The organism is Novosphingobium anseongense (assembly GCF_037482895.1).
GTDB classification, from domain to species: Bacteria; Pseudomonadota; Alphaproteobacteria; order Sphingomonadales; family Sphingomonadaceae; genus Novosphingobium; species Novosphingobium anseongense.
The window spans coordinates 512,743-534,441 of record NZ_JBBHJZ010000001.1; the positions used below are offsets into that span (position 1 = coordinate 512,743).

The following is a 21,699-nucleotide window of genomic DNA, read 5'->3' on the forward strand; positions in this document are numbered from 1 at the left end:
AAGCTGGATCAAGCCGGTTTCGTCAGGTTTTCCAGGAGCAGCCGTTCGAGCCGCGCGACATCGGGCACGCCCAGGACCTCGAAACGCTCGGTCACGCGGTCGCCGTCGCTGTCGACGCGGCTGTGGGTCTGGATTCGCAGGTCGCCGAAGCCGTCGTGGCTTTCGCGCCGGTCGATCGGACCGATCTGGTGGAGCATGACGCTCTCCACCTTGCGGTCGCGCGCCTCGGTGACGCGCAGCAAGCGTCGCCCGGTCAGGCCATAGGCGGTGGTCCCCGCCCGGCGCATCGCGCGGATCGGTTGCCACAGCATCCATAGACCGACGGCGACGAACGGCAGGCCGAACAGCGGGAAGATCACGCCGAAGCTCCACTGGATCGCGGTCGGGGTTTTCGTCGCGGCGCTCCACGGCAGCAGCGCCATAGTTTCCCAGAACAGTGCGAAAGCAGTCCAGGGTAGGGCGAAGAGCCAGATGCCGAAGCCGCGCTTGAGTTTGCCCGCGCGCGGTTGTCCGCTCCATAGCAGATGCTCGCCCGCGACGAGTTCACGGCGCAGCGACTGCTCCAGTTCGGGCGAAAGGCGTGGCTCGGCTGGCGTCATCCTACCGCTATTTTAGCGCGGCAAGGTTACCAAACCGCGCCGATGCCTCAGACCATTTCGTCGTGCCTGGACCTGGTCGGTTCCGCGGCCCTGACGGTGGAATCGCCATCTGCCGGTGGCGATTCGATCGCGATCGTCGTCGCATCGGCTCCGGTGACTTCCATACCCGCCTCGTCGAGCGCGCGCTTGATGCCGCGAACGATCTCATCCTGGATGACGAAGTCGTTGGCGCGTGCGCCCGACCACCAGCGCACGAGGAATTCGACCGAGCCTTCCTTGAATTCGCGGGCGAAGACATCGACCGGATGGCTCGATTCGACGCCCTTCACGCCTTCGACGACCTTGCGGATCACCGCTGCGGCCTCGTCCATGTCGTGATCCCAGACGATGCCGAGCGTGATCTGAAAGCGGCGATGCGGATTGTCGGTCGTTACCTTGACCGGGTTCTTGAACAGCACCGAGTTCGGCACGATCGTCAGCTCGTTCGACGGCGCGCGGATATGCGTCTCGCGCAAGGTGATGCGTTCGACCTTGCCGGTGATGCCTTCGCATTCGATCGAATCGCCTATCCGCATCTTGTCGCGCAGCATGATCAGCACGCCGGCGAGGAAGTTCTGGAAGATGTCCTGGAAGGCGAAGCCGATCGCCAGCGCGCTGACGCCCAGGCCGGCGAGGACCGAGCCCGCGGTGATGCCGGGCACCGCGACGGTTGCGGCGATCATCAGGCCGGCGATCCAGATGACCAGCCGCACCATGGTTTCCACCAACTGCTTGAGGTTCTCGCGCATGTGGACGTTGCGGGTCAGCCGGTCGGCAATGCTGACGGCGAAGCGTGCGAAGAACCAGGTGATCACCAGGATCGTCATGGCGATCGCCAGAGATGGCAGCTGCTGGACCAGCCCCTTGAGCATGGCGTTGACCTGATCGTGCAGGGTCTTGATGTAGTTCACGGGCAGATTCCTCGCATTTCCGCCCGAAATAACCGGGGAAGGCACGGTGGGGTTCCCAAAAGGCCCTTCGTGCTTGCCTCGCTGGCGCTTTGGCGCGAAAGGCGGCGGGTTATGACTGACGATGCACTCCGGACCGCCGCACAGACCTCCAAGGCTTGGCCCTTCGAGGAAGCCCGCAAGCTCGTGAAGCGCTTTCCGCAGGGCAAGAAAGATGGTTCTCCGGTGCTGTTCGAGACCGGCTACGGGCCTTCGGGCCTGCCGCACATCGGCACCTTCCAGGAAGTCCTGCGCACGACCTTGGTCCGCCGCGCCTACGAGGTTCTGACCGGCGGCGCGCCGACGCGCCTCGTCGCCTTCAGCGACGACATGGACGGGCTGCGCAAGGTTCCCGACAACATCGCCAATGCCGAGGTCCTGCACGCCAATTTGCACAAGCCGCTGAGCCGGATCCCCGATCCGTTCGGCACCCACGAGAGCTTCGCGCATCACAACAACGCGATGCTGCGCGATTTCCTCGACCGCTTCGGCTTCGACTACGAGTTCGTCTCGGCATCGGACCGCTACAATTCCGGCCAGTTCGACGAGGCCATCCGCGGCGTGCTGCGCAATTACGACGCGGTCATGGGAATCATGCTGCCGACCTTGCGCGAGGAACGTCGCAAGACCTATTCGCCCGTCCTGCCCGTCTCGCCGAGCACCGGCGCGGTGCTGCAGGTGCCCGTCGAAGTGCTCGACGCGGAAGCGGGCCTGGTCCGCTTCACCGACGCGGACGGCCAGGTGGTCGAGCAGTCGATCCTGGGCGGCCATGCGAAGATGCAGTGGAAGGTCGATTGGGCGATGCGCTGGGTCGCGCTCGGCGTCGACTACGAGATGTGCGGCAAGGACCTGACCGACTCGGTGACGCAGTCGGGCAAGATCGCCCAGGCGCTCGGCGGCCGTCGCCCCGAGGGCATGATCTATGAGCTCTTCCTCGACGAGAACGGCGAGAAGATCTCCAAGTCCAAGGGCAATGGCCTGACGATCGAACAGTGGCTGACCTACGGCAGCGAGGAGAGCCTGGGCTTCTACCTCTACCGCGATCCCAAGAGCGCCAAGCAGTTGCATGTCGGCGTGGTGCCGCGTGCGGTCGACGAATACTGGCAGTTCCGCGAAAAGCTGGCCGACCAGCCGATCGAGCAGCAGCTCGGCAATCCGGTCTGGCACCTGCTCAACGTCACCGATGAGGGCGCTGGCGCCGGCGACAAGCTGCCCGTGACCTACGGCCTGCTGCTCAACCTCGTCGGCGTGCTCGGCGCGCAGGCGACGCGCGATCAGGTCTGGTCCTACCTCGCCAATTACGTCGAGGACGCGCGGCCAGAGGCGCATCCGGCACTCGACACGCTGGTGACGACCGCGCTGGCCTATAATCGCGATTTCATCGCGCCCACGCTCAAGCGCCGCAAGCCCGAGAACGGCGAGGCAGCGGCGCTCGCGGCGTTGGACGAGGAGCTTGCCGCGCTGTCTGACGATGCCACGGCAGAGGAACTGCAGAACATCGTCTACGAGATCGGCAAGGATCCGCATTACGGCTTCGAACAGCTGCGTGACTGGTTCAAGGCGCTCTACGAAACCCTGCTCGGTTCGAGCCAGGGGCCGCGCATGGGCAGTTTCATCGCGCTTTACGGCGTGGCAAACACCCGGGCTCTGATCGCCGAGGCCCTAGGATCATGACGCATGCACAATCCGGGAAGAACGCCTGAACAGCTGGCCGAGGACCTCCTCGGCCGCCGGTTCGAAGAGCTCGAGGCCGAGGAGCAGAATGTCCTGCGGCGTATCGCCGCTGGCACGCTGATCGATCTCGACGCCGACGAGGAAGCCGCGCTTCACGCCCGTTATCCCGATCGGCTTGCGGACAACGTCGCGGCGGTCGGCGGTTCGTGGTCGTTCATCATCGCCTTCGGTGTGGTGCTGGTCGGCTGGATGCTGATCAACAGCCGCATTCTCGAGGCGTTCGGGCTGCATCCGTTCGATGCCTATCCCTACATCTTCCTCAACCTGATGCTGTCTATGCTCGCGGCGATCCAGGCGCCGGTGATCATGATGAGCCAGAACCGCCAGTCGGCGAAGGACCGGATCGCCGCGCGGCACGATTACGAGGTCAACCTGCGCACCCAACTCGAGATCGTGCGGCTGCAGCGCCGGTTCGACCGGCTGCTCGATCACCTCGCGCAAGAACGGGCCGTAACCAAGGACTGAGGCCTCGGGCCGGACCTGGGCCTCAGAACGCGTCGGCGGCGTCCATCAGCACGGTCAGGCGCTTGGGGGCGACCGAACGCCACGACCGCGCCAGCCACTCGGCCACCGCGTCCCAGTCGGTGTCGCCAAGATCGAGGCGGATGCCAATCCAGGCGTCGCCGAAATAGGCGGGACGGTAATAGCGGGCTTCGTCCTGTTCGATCAGATGCTGTTGCTCGTCGAGCCCGCTGATCTTGACCAGCAGCGCGACCTTGCCGTCGCCGTGGTGATCGCGGCTGAGATAGGCGAACTTCTTGCCTTTCACGATGCCGAAGCAGGGCATGCCGTGCGACGTGACCTCGTCGGTCTCGGGCAGGGCCAGCGCCCGTTCGCGCACTTGGTCCAGGAGATGTTCGGGATCGCTCGCCCTGGTGACGAGCTTGGCCAGCATGCGCGAATAGAGCTGGTGCTCGGCGATCAGGACGCGGGCAGCGAGGCTGTCGGCGGTGTCGCCGGGCAAAACCGCGACGGGGGTCTGGCCGAGCACCGGTCCGTCATCGAGTTCGGCGGTGACGAGGTGTACCGAGCAACCGGCATGGCTATCGCCGTTGGCGATAGCCTGATCGTGCGTGTGCAGCCCCTTGTACTTGGGCAGCAGCGAGGGATGGATGTTGAGCATCCGCCCCTCCCAGCCCGCGACGAAATCGCTGGTGAGGATGCGCATGTAGCCAGCGAGCGCGACGTATTGCGCGCCGCTCTGGCGGATATGCGCGTCCATCGCCTGATCATGGTCGCCGCGCGCCATGCCCTTGTGCGGCAGCGCGAAGGTCGCGACGCCCTCGGCCGCGGCGAGCTTGAGGCCGCCGGCCTCGGGATTGTTGCTGGCGACGAGGACGATCTCGAACGGGCAATCGTCGGCGCGGCTCGCATAGAGCAGCGCGGCCATGTTGGTGCCGCCTCCCGAGATGAGGACGGCGACCCTGGCGCGCCCTGGCCCCGATTCAGGCATTATGCGTGGCGCTCCACGGCGCGCGCGCGCTCCAGGTCTCGATGCTGCCGCTGACGGTGCAGCCGCGCGTGCCGGCTTCGATGCGGCCAACGGTAAAGGCCGTCTCGTCCGCGGCGGCGAGATCCGCCAGCACGCTTTCGATGTCGGCCGGCGCGACCGCGAGGATCATGCCCACGCCGCAGTTGAAGGTGCGCGCCATTTCCTCGGGCTCGATATGGCCCTGGGCCTGGAGGAAGGCCATCAGCCGTGGCTGTTCCCAGGCATCGGCATCGACCTGCGCGTGCAGGCCCTTGGGCAGGACGCGCGGAATGTTCTCGAGCAGGCCGCCGCCGGTGATGTGGGCGAGCGCCTTGATTTTGCCGCCACGGATCAGCGGCAGCAGGCTCTTCACATAGATCCGCGTCGGTTCGATCAGGTGGTCGATCAGCAGGCGGTCGGCATCGAACAGGGCGGGGCGGTCGAGCTTCCAGCCCTTGTCGGCGGCGAGTCGGCGGACCAGCGAATAGCCGTTCGAATGGACACCCGACGAGGCGAGGCCGATCAGCACGTCACCATCGGCCACCCTGTCGCCGGTGAGCTGTTCGCCGCGTTCGACCGCGCCGACACAGAAGCCGGCGAGGTCGTAGTCGCCCGCGGCGTACATGCCGGGCATCTCGGCGGTCTCGCCGCCGATCAGCGCTGCGCCGGCCTGGCGGCAGCCCTCGGCGATCGAGGCGACGACGCGCTCGGCGACGCCGTTGTCGAGTTTGCCCGTGGCGAAGTAATCGAGGAAGAACAGCGGCTCGGCGCCCTGGACGATGAGATCGTTGACGCACATCGCGACGAGATCGATGCCGATGCCGTCGTGGCGATCGTGATCGATCGCGAGCTTGACCTTGGTACCGACGCCGTCGTTCGCCGCGACCAGCAGCGGATCCTTGTAGCCCGCGGCTCGGGGGTCGAAGAACCCTCCGAATCCGCCGAGCTCGGCGTCGGCGCCGGGGCGCGCGGTGGACTTGGCGAGGGGCGCGATCGCTTTGACGAGCGCGTTGCCGGCGGCGATCGAGACGCCCGCCTGTTCGTAGCTATAGGACTTGTCTTCAGACATACGAAGGCGCCTATCGCTTTACGGCTTGGATTTCCATGACCGTTTGGGCAAAAGGCCCGCGGTTTTCCCCGATGCACCATTTCACCTTCCCCCAACGACTGGCGATTTTCCGCCCCGGACCGGCCGGCCAGCTCGTTATCGGGCTTGCGAGCGCGCTGGCGCTGGCGCTCGCCGTCACGGGTTCGGGCCGTCTGACCGCCCAGGTCGAAGGCGAGCGCGGCATCGCGCCACTGGCCACCACCACCGACATCCAGGTCGGCGGAATAGAGGTCAACACGACCGGAAAGACCGCCGAGGAAGCGCGCGAAGCGGGCTGGAACGAGGCCCAGCGCAAGGCCTGGGAGCAGATCAAGGGCGCCAAGCTCAGCGATGCCCAGATCGACGCGCTGGTCTCCGCCGTCGTCATCGAGCGCGAGCAGATCGGCCCGCATCGCTACGTCGCGCGGCTCGGCGTCGTGTTCGATCGGGCGAAGGCCGGCGGTCTGATCGCGGCTGGCGAGGGGGGAGTCGAGCGGTCACGCTCCGCGCCGCTGCTGGTGATGCCGATTCTCGAATCGGGCGGCGTCGGCCAGCTCTTCGAAGTGCGTGGCCTGTGGCAGCGCGCCTGGGCCAATTTCCAGACCGGCGCCAGCCCGATCGACTATGTGCGGCCGGTGGGTGCGGGCGGCGAGTCGCTGCTTCTGACTGCGGGCCAGGCGAACCGCCGCAGCCGTCTGTGGTGGCGGGGCATTCTCGACCAGTTCAACGCTTCCGACGTGCTGATCCCGATCGCGCGGCTCGAGCGGCAATGGCCCGGTGGCCCGGTAAAGGGCACCTTCACCGCACGCTATGGCCCCGACAACACCTATCTCGACAGCTTCACGCTGACCGCGCCCGACGAACGCGGCGTGCCGAAGATGCTCAATCAGGCGCTGGTGCGGATCGATCAGATCTATGCTGGCGCGCTGTATCAGGGCGTGTTGCGCCCCGACGCCACCCTGGTGACCGACCAGAGCGCGTTCTACGCCGCGCTGCAGGCGTTGCAGGCCGCTGCGGCCCAGGGCGCGCCGATCGATGACGGAGTCGCTAGCGTACCGGTGCCGGGCGTGACGCCGAGCGCGACGCCCAGCGTTGCGGTCAAGATCTCCACCTATACCGTCCAGTTCGCCTCGCCCGATGCGGGAGCGGTGGATACGGCGCTGGCCTCGGTGCGCAGTTCTGCCGGCGTCCAAGGCGCGGCGACCAGCTCGATCGCGATCGGCGGTACGTCTGTCATGCGCGTGACCTCGGGCGGCAGCCTCGAGGAACTGGCCGCCGCCCTGCGCGCGCGCGGGTGGCAGGTAACCGTCGGCAACAACGCCTTGAGCATCAGGCGTTAAGACGCAGGCCATGTCGCAGATTGCTCTTCCGCTCGCGGCCGGACAGGGCGCGGGGCCTTCGCGAATCGTCGCGGGCAAGGCCAATGCGGGTGTGCTCGATGCTTTCGCCCATGCCGAGGGCTGGCCGTTCCGCACCGCGATTCTGCTGGGGCCACCGCGCTCGGGCAAATCGCTCCTGGCGCGCTGGTTCGCCGAGCACAACGCAGGCGACGTGATCGACGATGCCGATACCGCCGACGAGACCGCGCTGTTCCATGCCTGGAACCGCACGCAGGAAAGCGGCCGGCCGCTGCTGCTTGTCAGCAATCGGGCTGACTGGCGGGTGATGCTGCCCGATCTCGGCTCGCGGCTCGGCGCGGCCTTGCGACTGGAGATCGGCGCGCCCGACGACGCCATGCTGGCCGATCTCGTCGCGCTCCATGCCGAACTGCGGGGGCTGGCGCTCGACGAAAGCGCGGCGGCCTATCTTGTACCGCGTATGCCGCGTAGCCACATCGGCGTCGAACGTCTGGTGGCGGCGATCGACCGGTTGAGCCTGGAACGCAAGCAGGCGCCGACGCTGTCGATCTGGCGCGATGCGCTCGACGCGATTTCAGGGAGCTGAGGCCGGGGAACCCGGCCGCGCTTGCTTTGGCAGGCGTTTGATGGGACAAAACAGGGCGATGTTCTCAAGACTTACTGCCTATCTGGACTCTATCGTCGCGCGCGATCCCGCGCCGCGCTCGCGGTTCGAGGTGCTGCTCTATCCGGGGCTCTGGGCCGTCGGTTGGCATCGCGTGTCGCACCGCCTGTTCAACGCGCGCCTGTTCTTCCTCGCGCGTGCGATCCAGCATTTCTCGCGTTTTCTCACCGGTTTCGAGATCCATCCGGGCGCCAAGATCGGCAAGCACCTGTTCCTTGAGCACGGCTTCATCACGATCGGTGAGACCGCCGTGATCGGCGACAATGTGACCATCTATCCCTGCGTTACCTTGGGCGGGACCAATCCGACCAACGGCAAGGGCGGCAAGCGCCATCCTACGCTGGAGGACAATGTCATCGTCGGCGCGGGTGCGCAGATTCTCGGGCCGATCACGGTCGGCCAGCGCGCGCGTATCGGCGCCAACGCCGTCGTGACCGACGACGTGCCCGAAGGCGCGACGATGGTCGGCGTCAAGGCGCGCTCGACGCTGGTCAAGGTCGAGACCTGGGCCAAGGACTTCATGCCCTATGGCACGCCCTGCAAGGAGCCCTGCGAACCCAGCGGCCAGCGGATCGAGGACCTGGAGGCGCGCATCGTGCTGCTACAGGCGCAGGTCGAGGAACTGCTGTCGGACCGCGAACTTGCCGGCGGGCCCGACGCGCCGGTTTCGCGCAAGCGGACGCGGAGCTGATCGCTAGATGGCGTCAGGAGCGGCAGTCAGCGGATCAAGCGCCACAATCCTAGCCTTTCCCAAGCTGCAGGTCGGTTTCGATCGGATCGAGCTGCAGCGCATTCTCGACCTCTACGGCCGCATGGTCGCGGCCGGCGAGTGGCGCGACTATGCGATGAACTTCGATCGCGACGCGGCGAGCTTCTCGGCCTTCCGTCGCGCTGCCGAGCGTCCGCAGGCGCGGATCGAGAAGCGTCCCTCGCTGCGCGCCAAGCAGGGCATGTGGACGCTGTTCGGCGAGGCCGGTCAGGTGCTCAAGCGCGGCCACGAACTCGCCGGCGTCCTCTTTCCGATCGAGCGGCGACTGCTCAAGATCGTGGAGGACTGACCGGCGAACCGTCAGGCGAAGGCCTGTGCCACTGTCGGGCCGTCGCGTTGCGCGGTGGCGATCTCTCCGATGACCTGGATCAGCAGTCAGGCCGCGCCCATCAGGATCGCGATCGCAGCGATGTCGAGCGCCTGGCCGACCGACATCGCAACCGCCTTGTCCGACTCCGTGTATCGCGTGGCGACATAGGACAGGAGATTGCCGACGATCCAGGCGCCCCACCAGGCCTTGAGCCGCGGGTCCGTTTCGCTGCCGTAGCTGTCCGGCTCGCCGCGCGAAGCGGCCCACAGTTCGCGCATGGCCTTGAACGGCTGCACGAAGTTGGCGAAAGGGATGAAGAACCAGCCAACCGCCCAACCGGGGGTGAAGGCCAGGCCATCGATCTCGGCAGCCCTGAGATTGGCATGGGCGCGGTAGATCCACAGTGCGACGAACACCATCGCGGCGATGAAAGCGATCACGTAGGCGAGGGATATCAGCCCCACCACGGCCATCACCGACGGCTCCGGGCTTTCCAGGTCGATGGTGCCCACGAATTCCGCGAATAGCAGCGCGAGATAGAACGCCGAGGCGAAGAGATAGGCCAGCAATGCAAGACGCGCGAACCGCGTGCGGCGGTCGAGCAGGTTCAGTCCTTCGGGCAGGCTCAATAAGGTCATGGTCGTTCCCCCTTTGATCCAGGGGGTAGTGCTAATTCGAAACAGGGGTGGAGCAATCCCAAATGGGTCGATTCCCGAGCAATCTCGGGCAGTGCCCTGCCGCGACTTGACCTGATATCATATGGTGATATCGAAGCTGCGTGACTCGCATTCTCGCAGATCTTCCCGACGACGACATCCGTTGGCTCGACCGCATGGCGAGCGAGCAGGGCAAATCGCGCGCGGCCGTGTTGCGCGAGGCGGTCAGCGCCTATCGCGCAGAGGGATCGCAGGACTGGATCGATCGCGGCTTCGGTGCCTGGAAGGATCGCGGCGACGGGAAGGGTGATGCCGTGGACTGGCAGCGACGCGAGCGCGCCGCCTGGACGCGGCCCTGGGATGACGACTACGAAGCTGTCCGAGCCGAATTTCCCGACGAGTTCGACGGTGAGGACGATCGCCAGCGCGCGCTTCACCGCGACATGATCGCCGGCCGCTATCCGCCCTTGCGCAAGCCCGATCCGGCATGAGCGGCTTCACGTTCGATGCGAACGTCGTCGTCGACGCGCTGACGGGTTTCGAGCCCGCGCGATCCGAGATCCGGCGCGCTGCGGGGCTGAGCCCGCGCGTCTGGATCAGCCGGATGGTGTGGATGGAAATCATGTCCAAGGGCAGCGACGACATGGTTCGCGATGCCGGGGCTTTTCTGTCCGGCTTCGGCATCGACGAGATCGATGCCGAGATCGGCACGCGGGCGGCTGCATTGCGGCGCGAAAGGCCGCAGCTGAACACGCCCAACGCCATTGTCCTCGCCACGGCGTTGATCCGCGGACGGGTTCTCGTCACACGCAATGTCAAGGATTTCCCGGCACAGATGCCGGGCGTCCGGGTCCCCTATTTTCTCTAGCGAAAGCGCAAATCCATGTGTGGAATCATCGGCATCGTCGGCAAGGAAGAGGTCGCGGACCGGCTGGTCGACGGCCTCCGGCGCATGGAATACCGCGGCTATGACAGCGCCGGCGTCTGCACGGTCCATGACGGACAGCTCGTTCGCCGGCGCGCTCAGGGCAAGCTCGTCAACCTCGTGCGCGAACTGGCGCGCGATCCGGCGCCGGGCGAGATCGGCATCGCCCATACGCGTTGGGCGACCCACGGCGCGCCCACCGCGGCCAATGCCCATCCGCACGCGACGGGCGAACTCGCGCTCGTGCACAACGGCATCATCGAGAATTTTCGCCAGCTCAAGGAAGCGCTGACGGCGCGCGGCCGCAAGTTCGAGAGCGACACCGACAGCGAGGTCGTCGCACACCTGATCTCCGAACAGGTCGAGGCCGGGGTCTCGCCCGCCGAGGCGGTGAAGGCGGCGCTGCCGCAACTGCGCGGCGCCTTCGCCCTGGCGATCGCGTTCCGGCATTTCCCCGACATGCTGATCGGCGCGCGGCTCGGCTCGCCGCTGGTCGTCGGCTATGGCGAGGGCGAGACCTATCTCGGCTCCGACGCGCTGGCGCTCGCGCCGCTGACGCAGAAGATCACCTATCTCGAAGAGGGCGACTGGGTGATCATCACCCGCGAAGGCGCGCAGATCTTCGACAGGGATGGCCAGGCGGTCGCGCGCGAGATCACCACCTCGGGCGCTTCCGCCGTGCAGATCGAGAAGGGCAATTACCGCCACTTCATGCAGAAGGAAATCTTCGAGCAGCCGACCGTGGTGGCCCAGACGCTGCGCAGCTACGTCCGCCAGATCGACCAGAGCGTGGCGTTGCCGCAGATGGATTTCGATCTGTCCAAGATCAACCGCGTGACCATCGTCGCCTGCGGCACGTCCTACTATGCCGGCCTCGTCGCGAAATACTGGTTCGAACAGTTCGCGCGCCTGCCGGTCGACATCGATGTGGCCAGCGAGTTCCGCTATCGCGATCCCGTGCTCGAGCCCGGCGGTCTGTCGCTGTTCATCTCGCAATCGGGCGAGACCGCCGACACGTTGGCCGCGCTTCGCCATTGCAAGGCGGCGGGCCAGACGATCGCGGTCGTCGTCAACGTCCCGACCAGCTCGATGGCGCGCGAGGCCGATCTGTTGCTGCCGACCCACGCCGGCCCGGAGATCGGCGTCGCCTCGACCAAGGCCTTCACCTGCCAGCTTGCGGTGCTCGCCGCACTCGCCGCACACCTCGCGGTCAAGCGCGGGCGGATGGACCGGGCCGAGGAGGCCGACGTCGTCAACCACCTGATCGAGACCCCCGCCGCGCTCAACGCCGCGCTCGGCCACGACGACGAGATCGCCGCGATGGCCCATCTGATCGCGCCGGCGCGCGACGTGCTCTATCTGGGCCGCGGCCCCGACTATCCGCTGGCGCTCGAAGGTGCGCTGAAACTCAAGGAAATCAGCTATATCCACGCCGAGGGCTATGCCTCGGGCGAGATGAAGCACGGGCCGATCGCGCTGATCGACGAGGCCGTGCCGGTGATCGTCCTCGCGCCGTCGGGTCCGCTGTTCGAGAAGACCGTGTCGAACATGCAGGAGGTTCGCGCCCGTGGCGGCAAGATCGTGCTGATCTCCGACGCGGATGGTCTTGCCGAGGCGGGCGAGGGCTGTCTCGCGACGATCGAGATGCCCAAGGTCCACCCGCTGATCGCCCCGCTGGTCTATGCCGTGCCGGTCCAACTGCTCGCCTATCACGTCGCCTGCGTGAAAGGCACCGATGTCGACCAGCCACGCAATCTCGCGAAGTCGGTCACGGTGGAGTGAGGAGTCGCCGCAACGGCCGAAAGATTTCCCCAGGAAAGTCTGTCGAATGAGCTGTTGCGGCTGCCTCGCATTTACGAGCTGCTAACCAGTCGCCGCGTAGATATGCGGGCGTGAGCCACCGACAATCCGCAACCGCATCGCTTCCCAAGGAGCTGCCAGTCCTGGCGGTCCTCGGCTTGACCGATCCTGGCGATGGGGATTGGGCGCGGCTGCGCGGCCTCCAGTATTCCTGCCTGCCGCGAGCCATGGCCTCGCGGCTCTGCGCGCAGAGCCTGGCGGCCCTGGCGGCGGCGAGCCTGTTGCTTGGCCATGTTCCCGTTCTTCTCACGCTCGCATGGCTCGCGCTGCTGTGCGGCAGCCTCTATTTCGGAACGCGGATCGACCGCTCGCTGCACGACGCTGACCGTCGGCGCCTGTCGAGCGGCGAGGTCAACCGCCAGACCTTGAGTTCGATCGTCAACGCGCTCGTCTGGGTCTTGCCGATCGCCGTGGCCTCGCTGTTCCTCGATCCCGAGACGCGGCTCAAGCTGTGGACGGTCCTGGCCATGCTGATGACCGCCTCGGCGATCCTGCTGCCGGGCGTGCCGATGGGCACGCTCATGTTCACCGGCATCGTCGGTGGCGCATCGGTGGTAAGCTTCCTCGTCGCCGGCATGTTCGACATGGCCATGGTGGCGACGGCCTTCGTCCTGACCGTCTGCCTCGGCGCGGTCGAGGGTGCCAAGCGCTTCCTGCAGGCCAAGGTGGCCGAGGCCGGCATGGTCGAGAAGAGCGAGGTCGTCTCGCTGCTGCTGCGCGAATACGAAGAGGGAGAGGCCGATTGGCTCTGGCAGATCGACCCGGCCCGGCGCGTGCGTGGCGTCTCGCCGCGCTTTGCCTTCGCGCTGGGCATGGATACGGCCGAGATCGACGGCCAGCCTTTCGTCCAGCTCGTCGCCGGTCCCGCCTGGGAATCGGGCCAGTTCCATTCGAGCCTCCACGACCTGGCCGAGCGCCTGAAACGCCGCGAATCTTTCTCGAACCTGCTGATCCGCGTGACGATCAACGGGAATCTGCGCTGGTGGGAGCTCTCGGGCACGCCCAAGCTCGACGAACACGCCAATTTCGACGGTTTCCGCGGAGTCGGTTCCGACGTCACCGAGCAGCGCGAGTCTTCGGACAAGATCGCCTACCTCGCCAGCTATGACACGCTGACCGGCCTGCCGAACCGCATGATGCTGACCGAGGGGCTCGGCGATGCGCTCAAATATGCCGAGCAGTGGCGCACGCGCTGTGCCTTCCTGATGATCGACCTCGATCGCTTCAAGGCGGTCAACGATACGCTCGGTCACCTGATCGGCGACCAGCTTCTCGCCAAGGTTTCGAGCCGCCTCCGCGAGCAGATGAGCGAGAACGAGGTCTGCGGTCGTCTGGGCGGCGACGAGTTCGCCGTGGTCATCCGCGATGCGACGGATCTCAGCCGCGTCGAACGCGTCGCCGAACGCATCATTGCGCGTCTCTCGGAACCCTACGAGGTCGATCATCACACGCTCTATGTCGGCGCCAGCGTCGGCTCGGCGGTGGGGCCGCGCGACGGCAACACGGTCGAGACGCTGATGCGCAACGCCGACCTCGCGCTCTATCGGGCCAAGGACGGCGGCGGCAACGCGCACTACACCTACGAGCCCGCGCTCCACGCCCATGCCGAAGAGCGTCGCAAGCTCGAATTTTCGATGCGCCGCGCGCTCGAACGCAACGAATTCGTGCTGCACTATCAACCGGTGGTCGACGCCGAGAGCGAGCGCATCCTCAGCTTCGAGGCGCTGGTTCGCTGGAACAGCAACGAGCACGGCTTCGTCAGCCCGGGCAAGTTCATTCCTCTGGCCGAGGACACGCGCCTGATCGTGCCGATCGGCGAATGGGTTCTGCGCGAGGCCTGCCACGAGGCGGTGAACTGGCCCGGCGACACCAAGGTCGCGGTCAACGTCTCGGGCGAGCAGCTGCTCGATCCCAGTTTCGTCGGCAGCGTGGTCAGTGCCTTGGCCGCAAGCGGGTTGCCGGCGCACCGGCTCGAGGTGGAAGTCACCGAAAGCATCTTCCTGCGCGACGCGACCATGGCGCGCACGGCGCTCGAGAACATCATGGCGCTGGGCTGCGGCGTCGCGCTCGACGATTTCGGCACCGGATATTCGTCGCTCGGCTATCTGCGCCGGCTGCGCTTCTCGACGATCAAGGTCGATCGCAGCTTCGTCCAGGGCGCCGCGACGGGCAATCCGGAAAGCCTGGCGATCATCCGCGCGGTCGTCGCCATGGCCGACAGCCTCGAGATGTCGACGACCGCCGAAGGCGTCGAGACCGAGGCCGAACTGCAGATGATCCGCGAGCTCGGCTGCCGCAAGATCCAGGGCTTCTTCTTCGGTCGGCCGATGCCGGCGAACGAAGCGAGCGCGCTGTTCCGCCAGTGGGACCTGCGCCAGAGCGGCTCGGCCGCCTGACGCAAGCGTCTAAGCCGGCTTGACCGGCCGCCTGTGGATCAGGCGCCGACCAGCCCGCGCACGGCGCTTTCGAACAGCGCGCGGCCGTCGATGCCGCCCTGGGCCTGTTCGATCATGCGCTCGGGGTGTGGCATCATGCCGAGCACGTTGCCGGCCTCGTTGAGCACGCCGGCGATCTGGCGGGCCGAACCGTTGACCTCTTCGGCATAGCGGAAAGCCACGCGGCCTTCGCCTTCGAGCCGGTCGAGCGTCGCCTCGTCGGCGAAGTAGTTGCCGTCGTGGTGCGCCACAGGAATGCGGATGCGCTGGCCCTTCATGTAGCCGGCGGTGAACAGGGTCTGGTTGTTCTCGACCGTCAGCGCCACTTCGCGGCAGACGAAGCGGATGCCGGCGTTGCGCATCAGCGCGCCGGGCAGCAGGCCGGCCTCGGTCAGGACCTGGAAGCCGTTGCAGACGCCGAGCACGGGAACGCCGCGGCCCGCGGCCTCGACCACCGCGCGCATGATCGGCGAGCGCGCGGCCATCGCGCCCGAGCGCAGATAGTCGCCATAAGAGAAGCCGCCGGGCAGGGCGATGAAGTCCAGGTCCGCCGGGAGTTCGGCATCGCCGTGCCAGACGCGGAACACGTCCTCACCGGTGACCTCTTCCAGCGCGACCGCCATGTCGCGGTCGCAGTTCGAGCCGGGAAAGGTGATGACGGCGGCGCGGAAGTTCTTCTTCACGCAGAAATCCTTTCGACGCGATAGTTCTCGATCACCATGTTGGCGAGGAGCTTCTGGCACATCTCGTCGAGCTGGGCATCGGTGACCGTCTCGTCGACCTCGAGCTCGATCAGCCGTCCGGCACGGACGTCCCGTACGCCCGAGAAGCCCAGGCCTTCGAGCGAATGCTGGATCGCGCGGCCCTGCGGATCGAGCACGCCGTTCTTGAGGCTGACATAGACGCGGACTTTCATCGCAAAGGCCTTTCGCGGGATCTGCAGGGTGGGATTCGTGCGGCCAGCCTATGGCTCCGTGCGCCCGAAGGAGCAAGCTTTTGGCCCGCTTTTACATTGAAAGCCCGCCGATGGCATGTCATCGCCCGGCTTTGCCCCATCACCCACGGAGCCTGCCAGCATGACCATCTCGTTCGAAGGACGCGTCGCGATCGTCACCGGTGCGGGCGGCGGCATCGGTCGGGCCTATGCGCTCGAGCTGGCGCGGCGCGGCGCGAAGGTCGTGGTCAACGATCTCGGCGGTGAGCGCGACGGCACCGGTCACTCGGACGCGGCGTTGGCGGTGGTCGAGGAAATCCGCGCCGGGGGTGGCGAAGCGATGTCGAACGGCGGCAATGTCGGCGAATATGGGCAGATGGTGGAGATGGTCGCCAGGGCCAAGGAAGCCTGGGGCGGCGTTCATATCCTGATCAACAACGCCGGCATCCTGCGCGACAAGACCTTCGCCAAGATGGAGCCCGAGGATTTCGAGTCGGTGATCCGCGTCCACCTGCTCGGCAGCGCCTTCGCCAGCAAGGCGGTGTGGGAGACGATGCGCGAGCAGAACTACGGCCGCATCCTCATGACCACCTCGTCGACCGGGCTCGGGGGCAATTTCGGCCAGTCGAACTACGGCGCGGCCAAGCTGGGCCTCGTGGGTCTGGCCAAGACGCTCTATCTCGAAGGCGCCAAGTACAACATCAGGGTCAACTGTATCGCCCCGACCGCGGGAACGCGCATGACCGAGGACATCTTCCCCGAGAAGGCGTTCAAGGCTTTCAGTCCCGAGTCCATCGCCCCGGCCGCGCTGTTTCTGGTGTCCGAGGACGCGCCGACCAATGCCATCGTCGGTGCCGGCGCCGGCGTCTACCAGAGCGCCTGGGTGACGCTGAACCGCGGCACTCTGCTGCCACCCGAGGAGCAGACCGTCGAAGGCTTCGCCGCCGCCTGGGACCGCATCAGCGCGCACAACGGCGATGCGCCGATGACCTCCGGGGTCGAGCAGTCCTACCACGCGATGGAACTGATCGCGGCGGCGGAAGCGAAAAGCTGACCCGCTAGGTCAGCCCTTCTTTTCGGCCTTTTTCTTCTTCATCGCGTCGTGGAATTCGTCGGCCCAGCCGGGCTTGACGAGTTGCTCGGCGCGCACGAGCCGCAGCTCGCCGTCGGCGACGTCGCGGCTGACCGCCGAGCCCGCGGCGACGATCGCGTCGGCGCCGATCCGCACCGGCGCGATCAGCGCCGAGTTCGAGCCGATAAAGGCGCGTTCGCCGATCACGGTCTTGTGCTTGAAATAGCCGTCGTAGTTGCAGGTGATCGTGCCCGCGCCGATGTTGGCGCCGGCGCCGATCTCGGCATCGCCGAGATAGGTGAGGTGGTTGGCCTTGGCGCCCTTGCCGAGAACCGCCTTCTTCATTTCGACGAAATTGCCGATCTTGCTCCGCTCTTCGAGCACGGCGCCGGGGCGCAGGCGGGCATAGGGGCCGACTTCGACCTTGCTGGCGATCGTCGCTCCCTCGATGTGGCAGAAGGCGTGGATGACGACGTCGTTGGCCACGGTCACGCCGGGGCCGAACACGACCTGGGGTTCGATCGTCACGTCGCGACCGATCTGCGTGTCCCAGGCGAACCAGACGGTCTCGGGCGCGATCAGGGTAGCGCCGTCGTCCATCGCCTGGCGGCGGCGGACGGCTTGCCAGCGGGCTTCGGCCTCGGCCAGTTCGGCGCGGCTGTTGATACCGGCGACCTCGTCGGGGTTCGTGGTGACCACGACCGCGCAGGTGGCGCCGTCGGCCGTGGCGATGTTGACGATGTCGGGCAGGTAGTATTCGCCCTGGGCGTTGTCGTTGCCGACACGGTCGAGCAATGCGAACAAAGCGTCCGAGCGCGCGGCGAGCAGGCCCGAATTGCACAGCCGCGTGGCGCGCTCGGCTTCGCTGGCGTCCTTGAACTCGACCATCTTGGCGATCCGGCCTTCGTCAGCGACCACGCGGCCATAGGCGAGGGCATCGTCGGGTTCGAAACCGAGCACGACCACGGCCGGCGCATCGGTCGCGTGGAGGCGATCGAGCATCGCGGCCATCGTCTCGGTGCGGACGAAAGGCACGTCGGCGTAGAGCACGAGCACGTCGCCCGCGAAGTCCGCGAGCGCTTCCCGGGCCTGGAGCACGGCGTGGGCCGTGCCGAGCTGCGGTTCCTGCACCGCGATCGTCGCGCGGCCGCCGAGCGCCGTCTCCAACTGGTCGCGGCCATGGCCGGCGATGACAACCAGGCGTTCGGCGCCGAGCGCGTTCGCGCTGGCCAGCAGGTGCTCGATCATCGGCCGGCCGGCGATCGGGTGGAGGACCTTGTGCCGGTCGCTTTTCATGCGGGTGCCCTTGCCGGCGGCGAGGACGACGAGGGCGAGCGGGGTATCGGTGGCAGCCATGATCATCCGCCAATGCCAGCAAATTCTTGCGGTTTCCAGAAGGCCGCGCCATCGATCGACGAATGGCAACGTTTCCTTTCGATGTCGTCGGCTTCGATCTCGACGGCACCCTGCTCGACACCCACGAGGATCTCGCCGCGGCGGTCAACCATGCGCTCGCGCTGATCGACCGCATGCCGGTTCCCGCAAGCGAGGTGCGCAAGCTCGTCGGCGGCGGCGCCAGGCTGATGCTGGAACGCGCGCTGACCTTGACCGGTGGCATTCCGGCGGAGGAATTCGACCGGCTGCACCACGAACTGCTCGCATTCTACGAGGCGAACATCGCCGTCCATACGCAGCTGTTTCCGGGCGGGCTGGCGATGCTCGACGGGCTTGCCGCACGCGGGGTCAAACTGGCGGTGGTGACCAACAAGCTCGAAGGCCTGTCGGTCAAGCTGTTCGACGAGCTCGCACTGACCGATCGCTTCTTCACGATCATCGGCGGCGACACGCTCGGCGTCGAGCGGCGCAAGCCCAAGCCCGACATGGTCGAAGAGATGATCCGCCGCGCCGGTAGCCGCCGTGCCGCCTTCGTCGGCGACAGCAGCTTCGACACCGGCGCCGCCCGCGCCGCGGGCGTGCCCTGCGTCGCCTGCAGCTTCGGCTTCAACGATCTGCCCGTCGACGAACTCGGCGCCGCGGCGGTGATCGATCACTTCGACGAGCTGATCCCGACGCTCGAAGCGCTCTGACCTCGCCATATATACGCATTTCGCCCGGGCGGTTTGCCGGGTTCTTGCCTTGCCCCCGGGGCCATGCAACCTTGGCCCGGACAGCCGGCACGACCGGCGCAATCCACCAAGGGAGAGACCATGACCAGCCCCGGAGCGAAACTGCGCGCACTCATCGACAAGGGCGAGCACTTCGTCTGCGGCGACACCTATTCGGCGATCACCGGGCGAATCGTCGAGCATGTCGGCTTTCCGGCGGCCTATCTCGGCGGCCATGCCTGCAGCGCGTTCCACTATGCGGTGCCCGACAACGGCGTCTATTCGCAGGTCGAGCAGATCGAGCAGGCCAGCCGCATCGCCAACGTCATGTCGATCCCGCTGATCGCCGACGCCGACACGCTGGGCGAGACCGTGGCCGACGCCTATCACTACACGCGCCGCTACATCCAGCAGGGCATCGCCGGTTTCCATGTCGAGGACGAGCGCAATCCCAAGCATTCGAAGCACGTCAACGGTCTCTGGTCGATCGCCGACCAGCAGGCGCGGATCGACGCCGCACGGCGCGCGCAGAAGGATTCGGGCCAGGACTTCGTCATCGTCGCGCGCTGCGACGAGCTCTACACGAGCGAGATGGGCGGCGGCGGGACGGGCAGCTGGGACGAGGCGGTCAAGCGCGGCCATGCCTATCTCGAGGCCGGCGCCGACGTGCTGTTCTATCCGCCGCGGCCCGACTGGGTCGGTGATCTGGTCAAGGAATTCGGCGGCAACAAGGTCGCGACGATGGGCTTCTCGGTCCCTGGCACGGGCTTCAACATGGCGACCGGCGGCTGGGTGACGGCCGCGGCCAACCACCTCAAGATGATGCGCGAGCTCAAGGACGAGGGGCAGGTCAAGTCGGGCAACTGGAACTTCCCCGAGAAGTACGAGCTGATCGACCACCCGCTCTACGATGGGCTCATCGAGGAGTGGGCGGAGAAGACCGGCCGCCAGTCGCGCCCGAACCACGCGCCCTGATTTGACGTAACGTGAATGCGGTGTCCGCACCCGGGCTTCGGTCCGGGACGGCGGAGCCTTGCCCGAAGAATGGGCCAAGATGGGAGAGACACTATGGGCAGCACAGATATGCTCGGCCTGACCGGCAAGGTCGGGATCGTTTGGGGCGGCGGCTTCGGCATGGGCGAGCGCTCCTCGCTGCGCCTGGCCGAGGCAGGGGCGGCGGTCGCGGTCGTCGATTTGCTTCAAGAGCGTGCCGAGAAGGTCGCGGCCGAGATCAATGCGAGCGGCGGCAAGGCCGTGGCGCTCGTCGCCGACTGCACCGACGAGGCGAGCACCCAGGCCGCACTCGATGCGGCCGAGGCGGCACTCGGCCCGGTCGACGTGATGATCACGGTGATCGGCCTCGGCGTCTGGGGCCAGCTGCTCGACTTCACCATGGACCAGTGGATGGATTCGCACCGGCTCAACCTGACCTCGTTCTTCCTGCCGGCACGCGCGGTGGCGCGGTCGCTGATCCGCAACGGCAAGCCCGGCGCGATCGCCTGCGTCAGCTCGGTCAGCGGCCTGACCGCGGCGCCGAACCACGGCGGCTACGGTGCGGCCAAGGCGGGCATGATCAACCTCGTGCGGACGATGGCCAACGAGTGGGGCCAGCACGGCATCCGCGTGAACGCGGCGATGCCCGGCGCAGCGGCCACGCCGCGGCTCGAAATGCCGCCGGCCGCCCTGGAGAAGTTCAAGGAGATGCTGCCGTTGCAGCGTCCGGCCAAACCCGACGAACTGGCCAAGGCGCTGGTCTTCCTCGTCTCCGACATGGCCAGCTACATCACCGGCGACAACCTGCGCGTCGACGGCGGCTGGACCTCGCGCTTCCTGATGCAGGGTGGAGTCGGCGGCATGTCGAAGACGGCGAAGTAGGACGGTTGGACCCTCCCTCTCCGGGGAGGGGCTCATGCTCAGCTCAACGGATCGCGATAGGGCCCGGCCAGGTGGCCGCCGTCGACCAGCAGTTCCGAGCCCGTGCAATAGGCGCTCTCGTCGGAGGCGAAGAACAGCACGGCGTTGGCAATGTCCTCGACCCGCGCCATGCGCTTGATCGGCTGGCGCGCGATCGCCTTTTCGAGCCGCGCCATCGCCACCGGATGCATCGCGCGCTCGTGCGTGCAGTCGACGATCCCCGGGTGGACCGAATTCACGCGGATGCCGCGGTCGCCGAGTTCGAGTGCAAGCGCCTTCGTCATGCCGGTGACGGCGAACTTGGTCGCGACGTAGGAACTCAGGTGCGAGACACCGGCGAGTCCGTCGATCGAGGAGATGTTGACGATCGAGCCGCCGCCGCGCGCTGCCAGGGCCGGCACCGCTGCGCGCACGCCCAGCCAGACGCCGTTGAGATTGAGATTGATCACCTTCTGGTGCGCCGCCACGGGCGTCGTCTCGATCGGTCCGCCGGTGCCATCGCCGGCGTTGTTGACGAGCACGTCGATGCCGCCGTGATCGGCGACGACGCCATCGATCGCTGCGCTCCAGCTGTCGGGATCGGTGACGTCGAGCGCGACGAAGGCTGCGCCGATGCTCGTCGCCAGCGCCTGGCCTTTCTCGCGCTGGATGTCGCCGATCACCACCACGGCATCGTGCTCGCGGAACTTGCGCGCGATTGCCGCACCGATGCCCTGTGCGCCGCCGGTCACCAGCGCGACCTTGCCCGAAAGCCTGCCCATCCTCGTCTCTCCTCTGCGGAAATCGCCCGCTTGCCGTCAGCCTAGTTGCCCGCACCGGC

General features: G+C 66.8%; 23 protein-coding genes. 14 read left to right on the top strand and 9 right to left on the bottom strand.

All coding sequences use genetic code 11. The annotated features are described in order from the left end of the window. Positions 1-8: 8 nt before the first annotated feature. Both WG901_RS02470 and WG901_RS02475 read right to left on the bottom strand, forming a co-directional pair. The gene (locus WG901_RS02470; RefSeq protein ID WP_339585432.1) at positions 9-599 is read right to left on the bottom strand and encodes a hypothetical protein; all 591 of its coding nucleotides are present in this window, start codon (positions 597-599) and stop codon (positions 9-11) included. Positions 600-646: 47 nt separating this feature from the next. Beyond that, a complete protein-coding gene (locus WG901_RS02475) occupies positions 647-1,549 on the bottom strand; it encodes a mechanosensitive ion channel family protein (protein WP_339585433.1) in 903 nt (300 codons plus the stop codon). Positions 1,550-1,660: 111 nt separating this feature from the next. Here WG901_RS02475 and WG901_RS02480 point away from each other — a divergent pair, with 111 nt between their 5' ends. Further along, positions 1,661-3,259 (top strand): lysine--tRNA ligase, encoded by a 1,599-nt coding sequence (locus WG901_RS02480; protein ID WP_339585434.1) that lies wholly within the window; start codon positions 1,661-1,663, stop codon positions 3,257-3,259. 3 nt (positions 3,260-3,262) lie between these two features. Then, positions 3,263-3,784 (top strand): DUF1003 domain-containing protein, encoded by a 522-nt coding sequence (locus WG901_RS02485; RefSeq protein ID WP_339585435.1) that lies wholly within the window; start codon positions 3,263-3,265, stop codon positions 3,782-3,784. Between the two features lie 22 nt (positions 3,785-3,806). Here WG901_RS02485 and purN read toward each other — a convergent pair whose 3' ends face one another. Next, the gene (purN, locus tag WG901_RS02490) at positions 3,807-4,772 is read right to left on the bottom strand and encodes a phosphoribosylglycinamide formyltransferase (RefSeq protein WP_339585436.1); all 966 of its coding nucleotides are present in this window, start codon (positions 4,770-4,772) and stop codon (positions 3,807-3,809) included. After that, positions 4,765-5,859, bottom strand: coding sequence for a phosphoribosylformylglycinamidine cyclo-ligase (gene purM / locus WG901_RS02495; RefSeq protein WP_339585437.1), 1,095 nt, complete (start codon positions 5,857-5,859; stop codon positions 4,765-4,767). The genes purN and purM overlap by 8 nt, the downstream gene beginning before the upstream one ends. Before the next feature lie 71 nt (positions 5,860-5,930). On the opposite strand from purM, the gene WG901_RS02500 reads away from it, so the two are divergent. From WG901_RS02500 to WG901_RS02515, 4 genes are read left to right on the top strand one after another with little or no spacing between them, the layout of a single operon-like run. Then, entirely contained in the window at positions 5,931-7,217 is a 1,287-nt protein-coding gene (locus tag WG901_RS02500) for a heavy-metal-associated domain-containing protein (RefSeq protein WP_339585438.1), read from the top strand. Between the two features lie 10 nt (positions 7,218-7,227). Further along, the gene (locus WG901_RS02505) at positions 7,228-7,821 is read left to right on the top strand and encodes a P-loop NTPase family protein (RefSeq protein WP_339585439.1); all 594 of its coding nucleotides are present in this window, start codon (positions 7,228-7,230) and stop codon (positions 7,819-7,821) included. Positions 7,822-7,879: 58 nt separating this feature from the next. Continuing rightward, positions 7,880-8,590, top strand: a complete 711-nt coding sequence (gene epsC / locus WG901_RS02510) for a serine O-acetyltransferase EpsC (RefSeq protein ID WP_339585440.1) — start codon at positions 7,880-7,882, stop codon at positions 8,588-8,590. Between the two features lie 7 nt (positions 8,591-8,597). Then, positions 8,598-8,957: a DUF2794 domain-containing protein gene (locus tag WG901_RS02515; protein WP_339585441.1), complete on the top strand. Its 360-nt coding sequence runs from the start codon at positions 8,598-8,600 to the stop codon at positions 8,955-8,957. Between the two features lie 86 nt (positions 8,958-9,043). Here the strand turns inward: WG901_RS02515 and WG901_RS02520 are convergent, their stop codons facing one another. Beyond that, the gene (locus tag WG901_RS02520) at positions 9,044-9,616 is read right to left on the bottom strand and encodes a DUF4328 domain-containing protein (RefSeq protein WP_339585442.1); all 573 of its coding nucleotides are present in this window, start codon (positions 9,614-9,616) and stop codon (positions 9,044-9,046) included. Between the two features lie 140 nt (positions 9,617-9,756). On the opposite strand from WG901_RS02520, the gene WG901_RS02525 reads away from it, so the two are divergent. The 4 genes from WG901_RS02525 to WG901_RS02540 all read left to right on the top strand — a co-directional run bounded on the left by WG901_RS02525 (position 9,757) and on the right by WG901_RS02540 (position 14,815). Beyond that, the gene (locus tag WG901_RS02525) at positions 9,757-10,125 is read left to right on the top strand and encodes a ribbon-helix-helix protein, CopG family (protein WP_339585443.1); all 369 of its coding nucleotides are present in this window, start codon (positions 9,757-9,759) and stop codon (positions 10,123-10,125) included. Next, complete coding sequence (locus WG901_RS02530) at positions 10,122-10,502, top strand: PIN domain-containing protein (protein ID WP_339585444.1); 381 nt, start codon at positions 10,122-10,124, stop codon at positions 10,500-10,502. Before WG901_RS02525 ends, WG901_RS02530 begins: the two co-directional genes overlap by 4 nt. A 15-nt stretch (positions 10,503-10,517) precedes the next feature. Next, complete coding sequence (glmS, locus tag WG901_RS02535) at positions 10,518-12,341, top strand: glutamine--fructose-6-phosphate transaminase (isomerizing) (protein ID WP_339585445.1); 1,824 nt, start codon at positions 10,518-10,520, stop codon at positions 12,339-12,341. Positions 12,342-12,517: 176 nt separating this feature from the next. Continuing rightward, positions 12,518-14,815, top strand: a complete 2,298-nt coding sequence (locus WG901_RS02540) for a putative bifunctional diguanylate cyclase/phosphodiesterase (RefSeq protein WP_339585446.1) — start codon at positions 12,518-12,520, stop codon at positions 14,813-14,815. A 38-nt stretch (positions 14,816-14,853) separates the two neighbouring features. Here the strand turns inward: WG901_RS02540 and purQ are convergent, their stop codons facing one another. Together purQ and purS are read right to left on the bottom strand one after the other, a co-directional pair. Then, complete coding sequence (gene purQ / locus WG901_RS02545; RefSeq protein ID WP_339585447.1) at positions 14,854-15,537, bottom strand: phosphoribosylformylglycinamidine synthase subunit PurQ; 684 nt, start codon at positions 15,535-15,537, stop codon at positions 14,854-14,856. Next, on the bottom strand, positions 15,534-15,770 hold the full coding sequence (gene purS / locus WG901_RS02550; RefSeq protein WP_339585448.1) for a phosphoribosylformylglycinamidine synthase subunit PurS: 237 nt from the start codon (positions 15,768-15,770) through the stop codon (positions 15,534-15,536). Before purS ends, purQ begins: the two co-directional genes overlap by 4 nt. Positions 15,771-15,930: 160 nt before the next feature. On the opposite strand from purS, the gene WG901_RS02555 reads away from it, so the two are divergent. After that, a complete protein-coding gene (locus WG901_RS02555) occupies positions 15,931-16,842 on the top strand; it encodes an SDR family NAD(P)-dependent oxidoreductase (RefSeq protein WP_339585449.1) in 912 nt (303 codons plus the stop codon). Between the two features lie 9 nt (positions 16,843-16,851). Here the strand turns inward: WG901_RS02555 and glmU are convergent, their stop codons facing one another. Next, entirely contained in the window at positions 16,852-18,216 is a 1,365-nt protein-coding gene (gene glmU, locus WG901_RS02560) for a bifunctional UDP-N-acetylglucosamine diphosphorylase/glucosamine-1-phosphate N-acetyltransferase GlmU (RefSeq protein WP_417602182.1), read from the bottom strand. A gap of 62 nt (positions 18,217-18,278) precedes the next feature. Here glmU and WG901_RS02565 point away from each other — a divergent pair, with 62 nt between their 5' ends. The 3 genes from WG901_RS02565 (at position 18,279) to WG901_RS02575 (ending at position 20,840) form a co-directional block, all read left to right on the top strand. Then, on the top strand, positions 18,279-18,947 hold the full coding sequence (locus WG901_RS02565) for an HAD-IA family hydrolase (protein ID WP_339585451.1): 669 nt from the start codon (positions 18,279-18,281) through the stop codon (positions 18,945-18,947). A 120-nt stretch (positions 18,948-19,067) separates the two neighbouring features. Then, positions 19,068-19,940, top strand: a complete 873-nt coding sequence (locus WG901_RS02570) for an isocitrate lyase/PEP mutase family protein (protein WP_339585452.1) — start codon at positions 19,068-19,070, stop codon at positions 19,938-19,940. A gap of 93 nt (positions 19,941-20,033) precedes the next feature. Further along, entirely contained in the window at positions 20,034-20,840 is an 807-nt protein-coding gene (locus tag WG901_RS02575) for an SDR family NAD(P)-dependent oxidoreductase (RefSeq protein WP_339585453.1), read from the top strand. 38 nt (positions 20,841-20,878) lie between these two features. Here WG901_RS02575 and WG901_RS02580 read toward each other — a convergent pair whose 3' ends face one another. Further along, positions 20,879-21,640, bottom strand: coding sequence for an SDR family NAD(P)-dependent oxidoreductase (locus tag WG901_RS02580; RefSeq protein ID WP_339585454.1), 762 nt, complete (start codon positions 21,638-21,640; stop codon positions 20,879-20,881). Between the last annotated feature and the right edge of the window lie 59 nt (positions 21,641-21,699).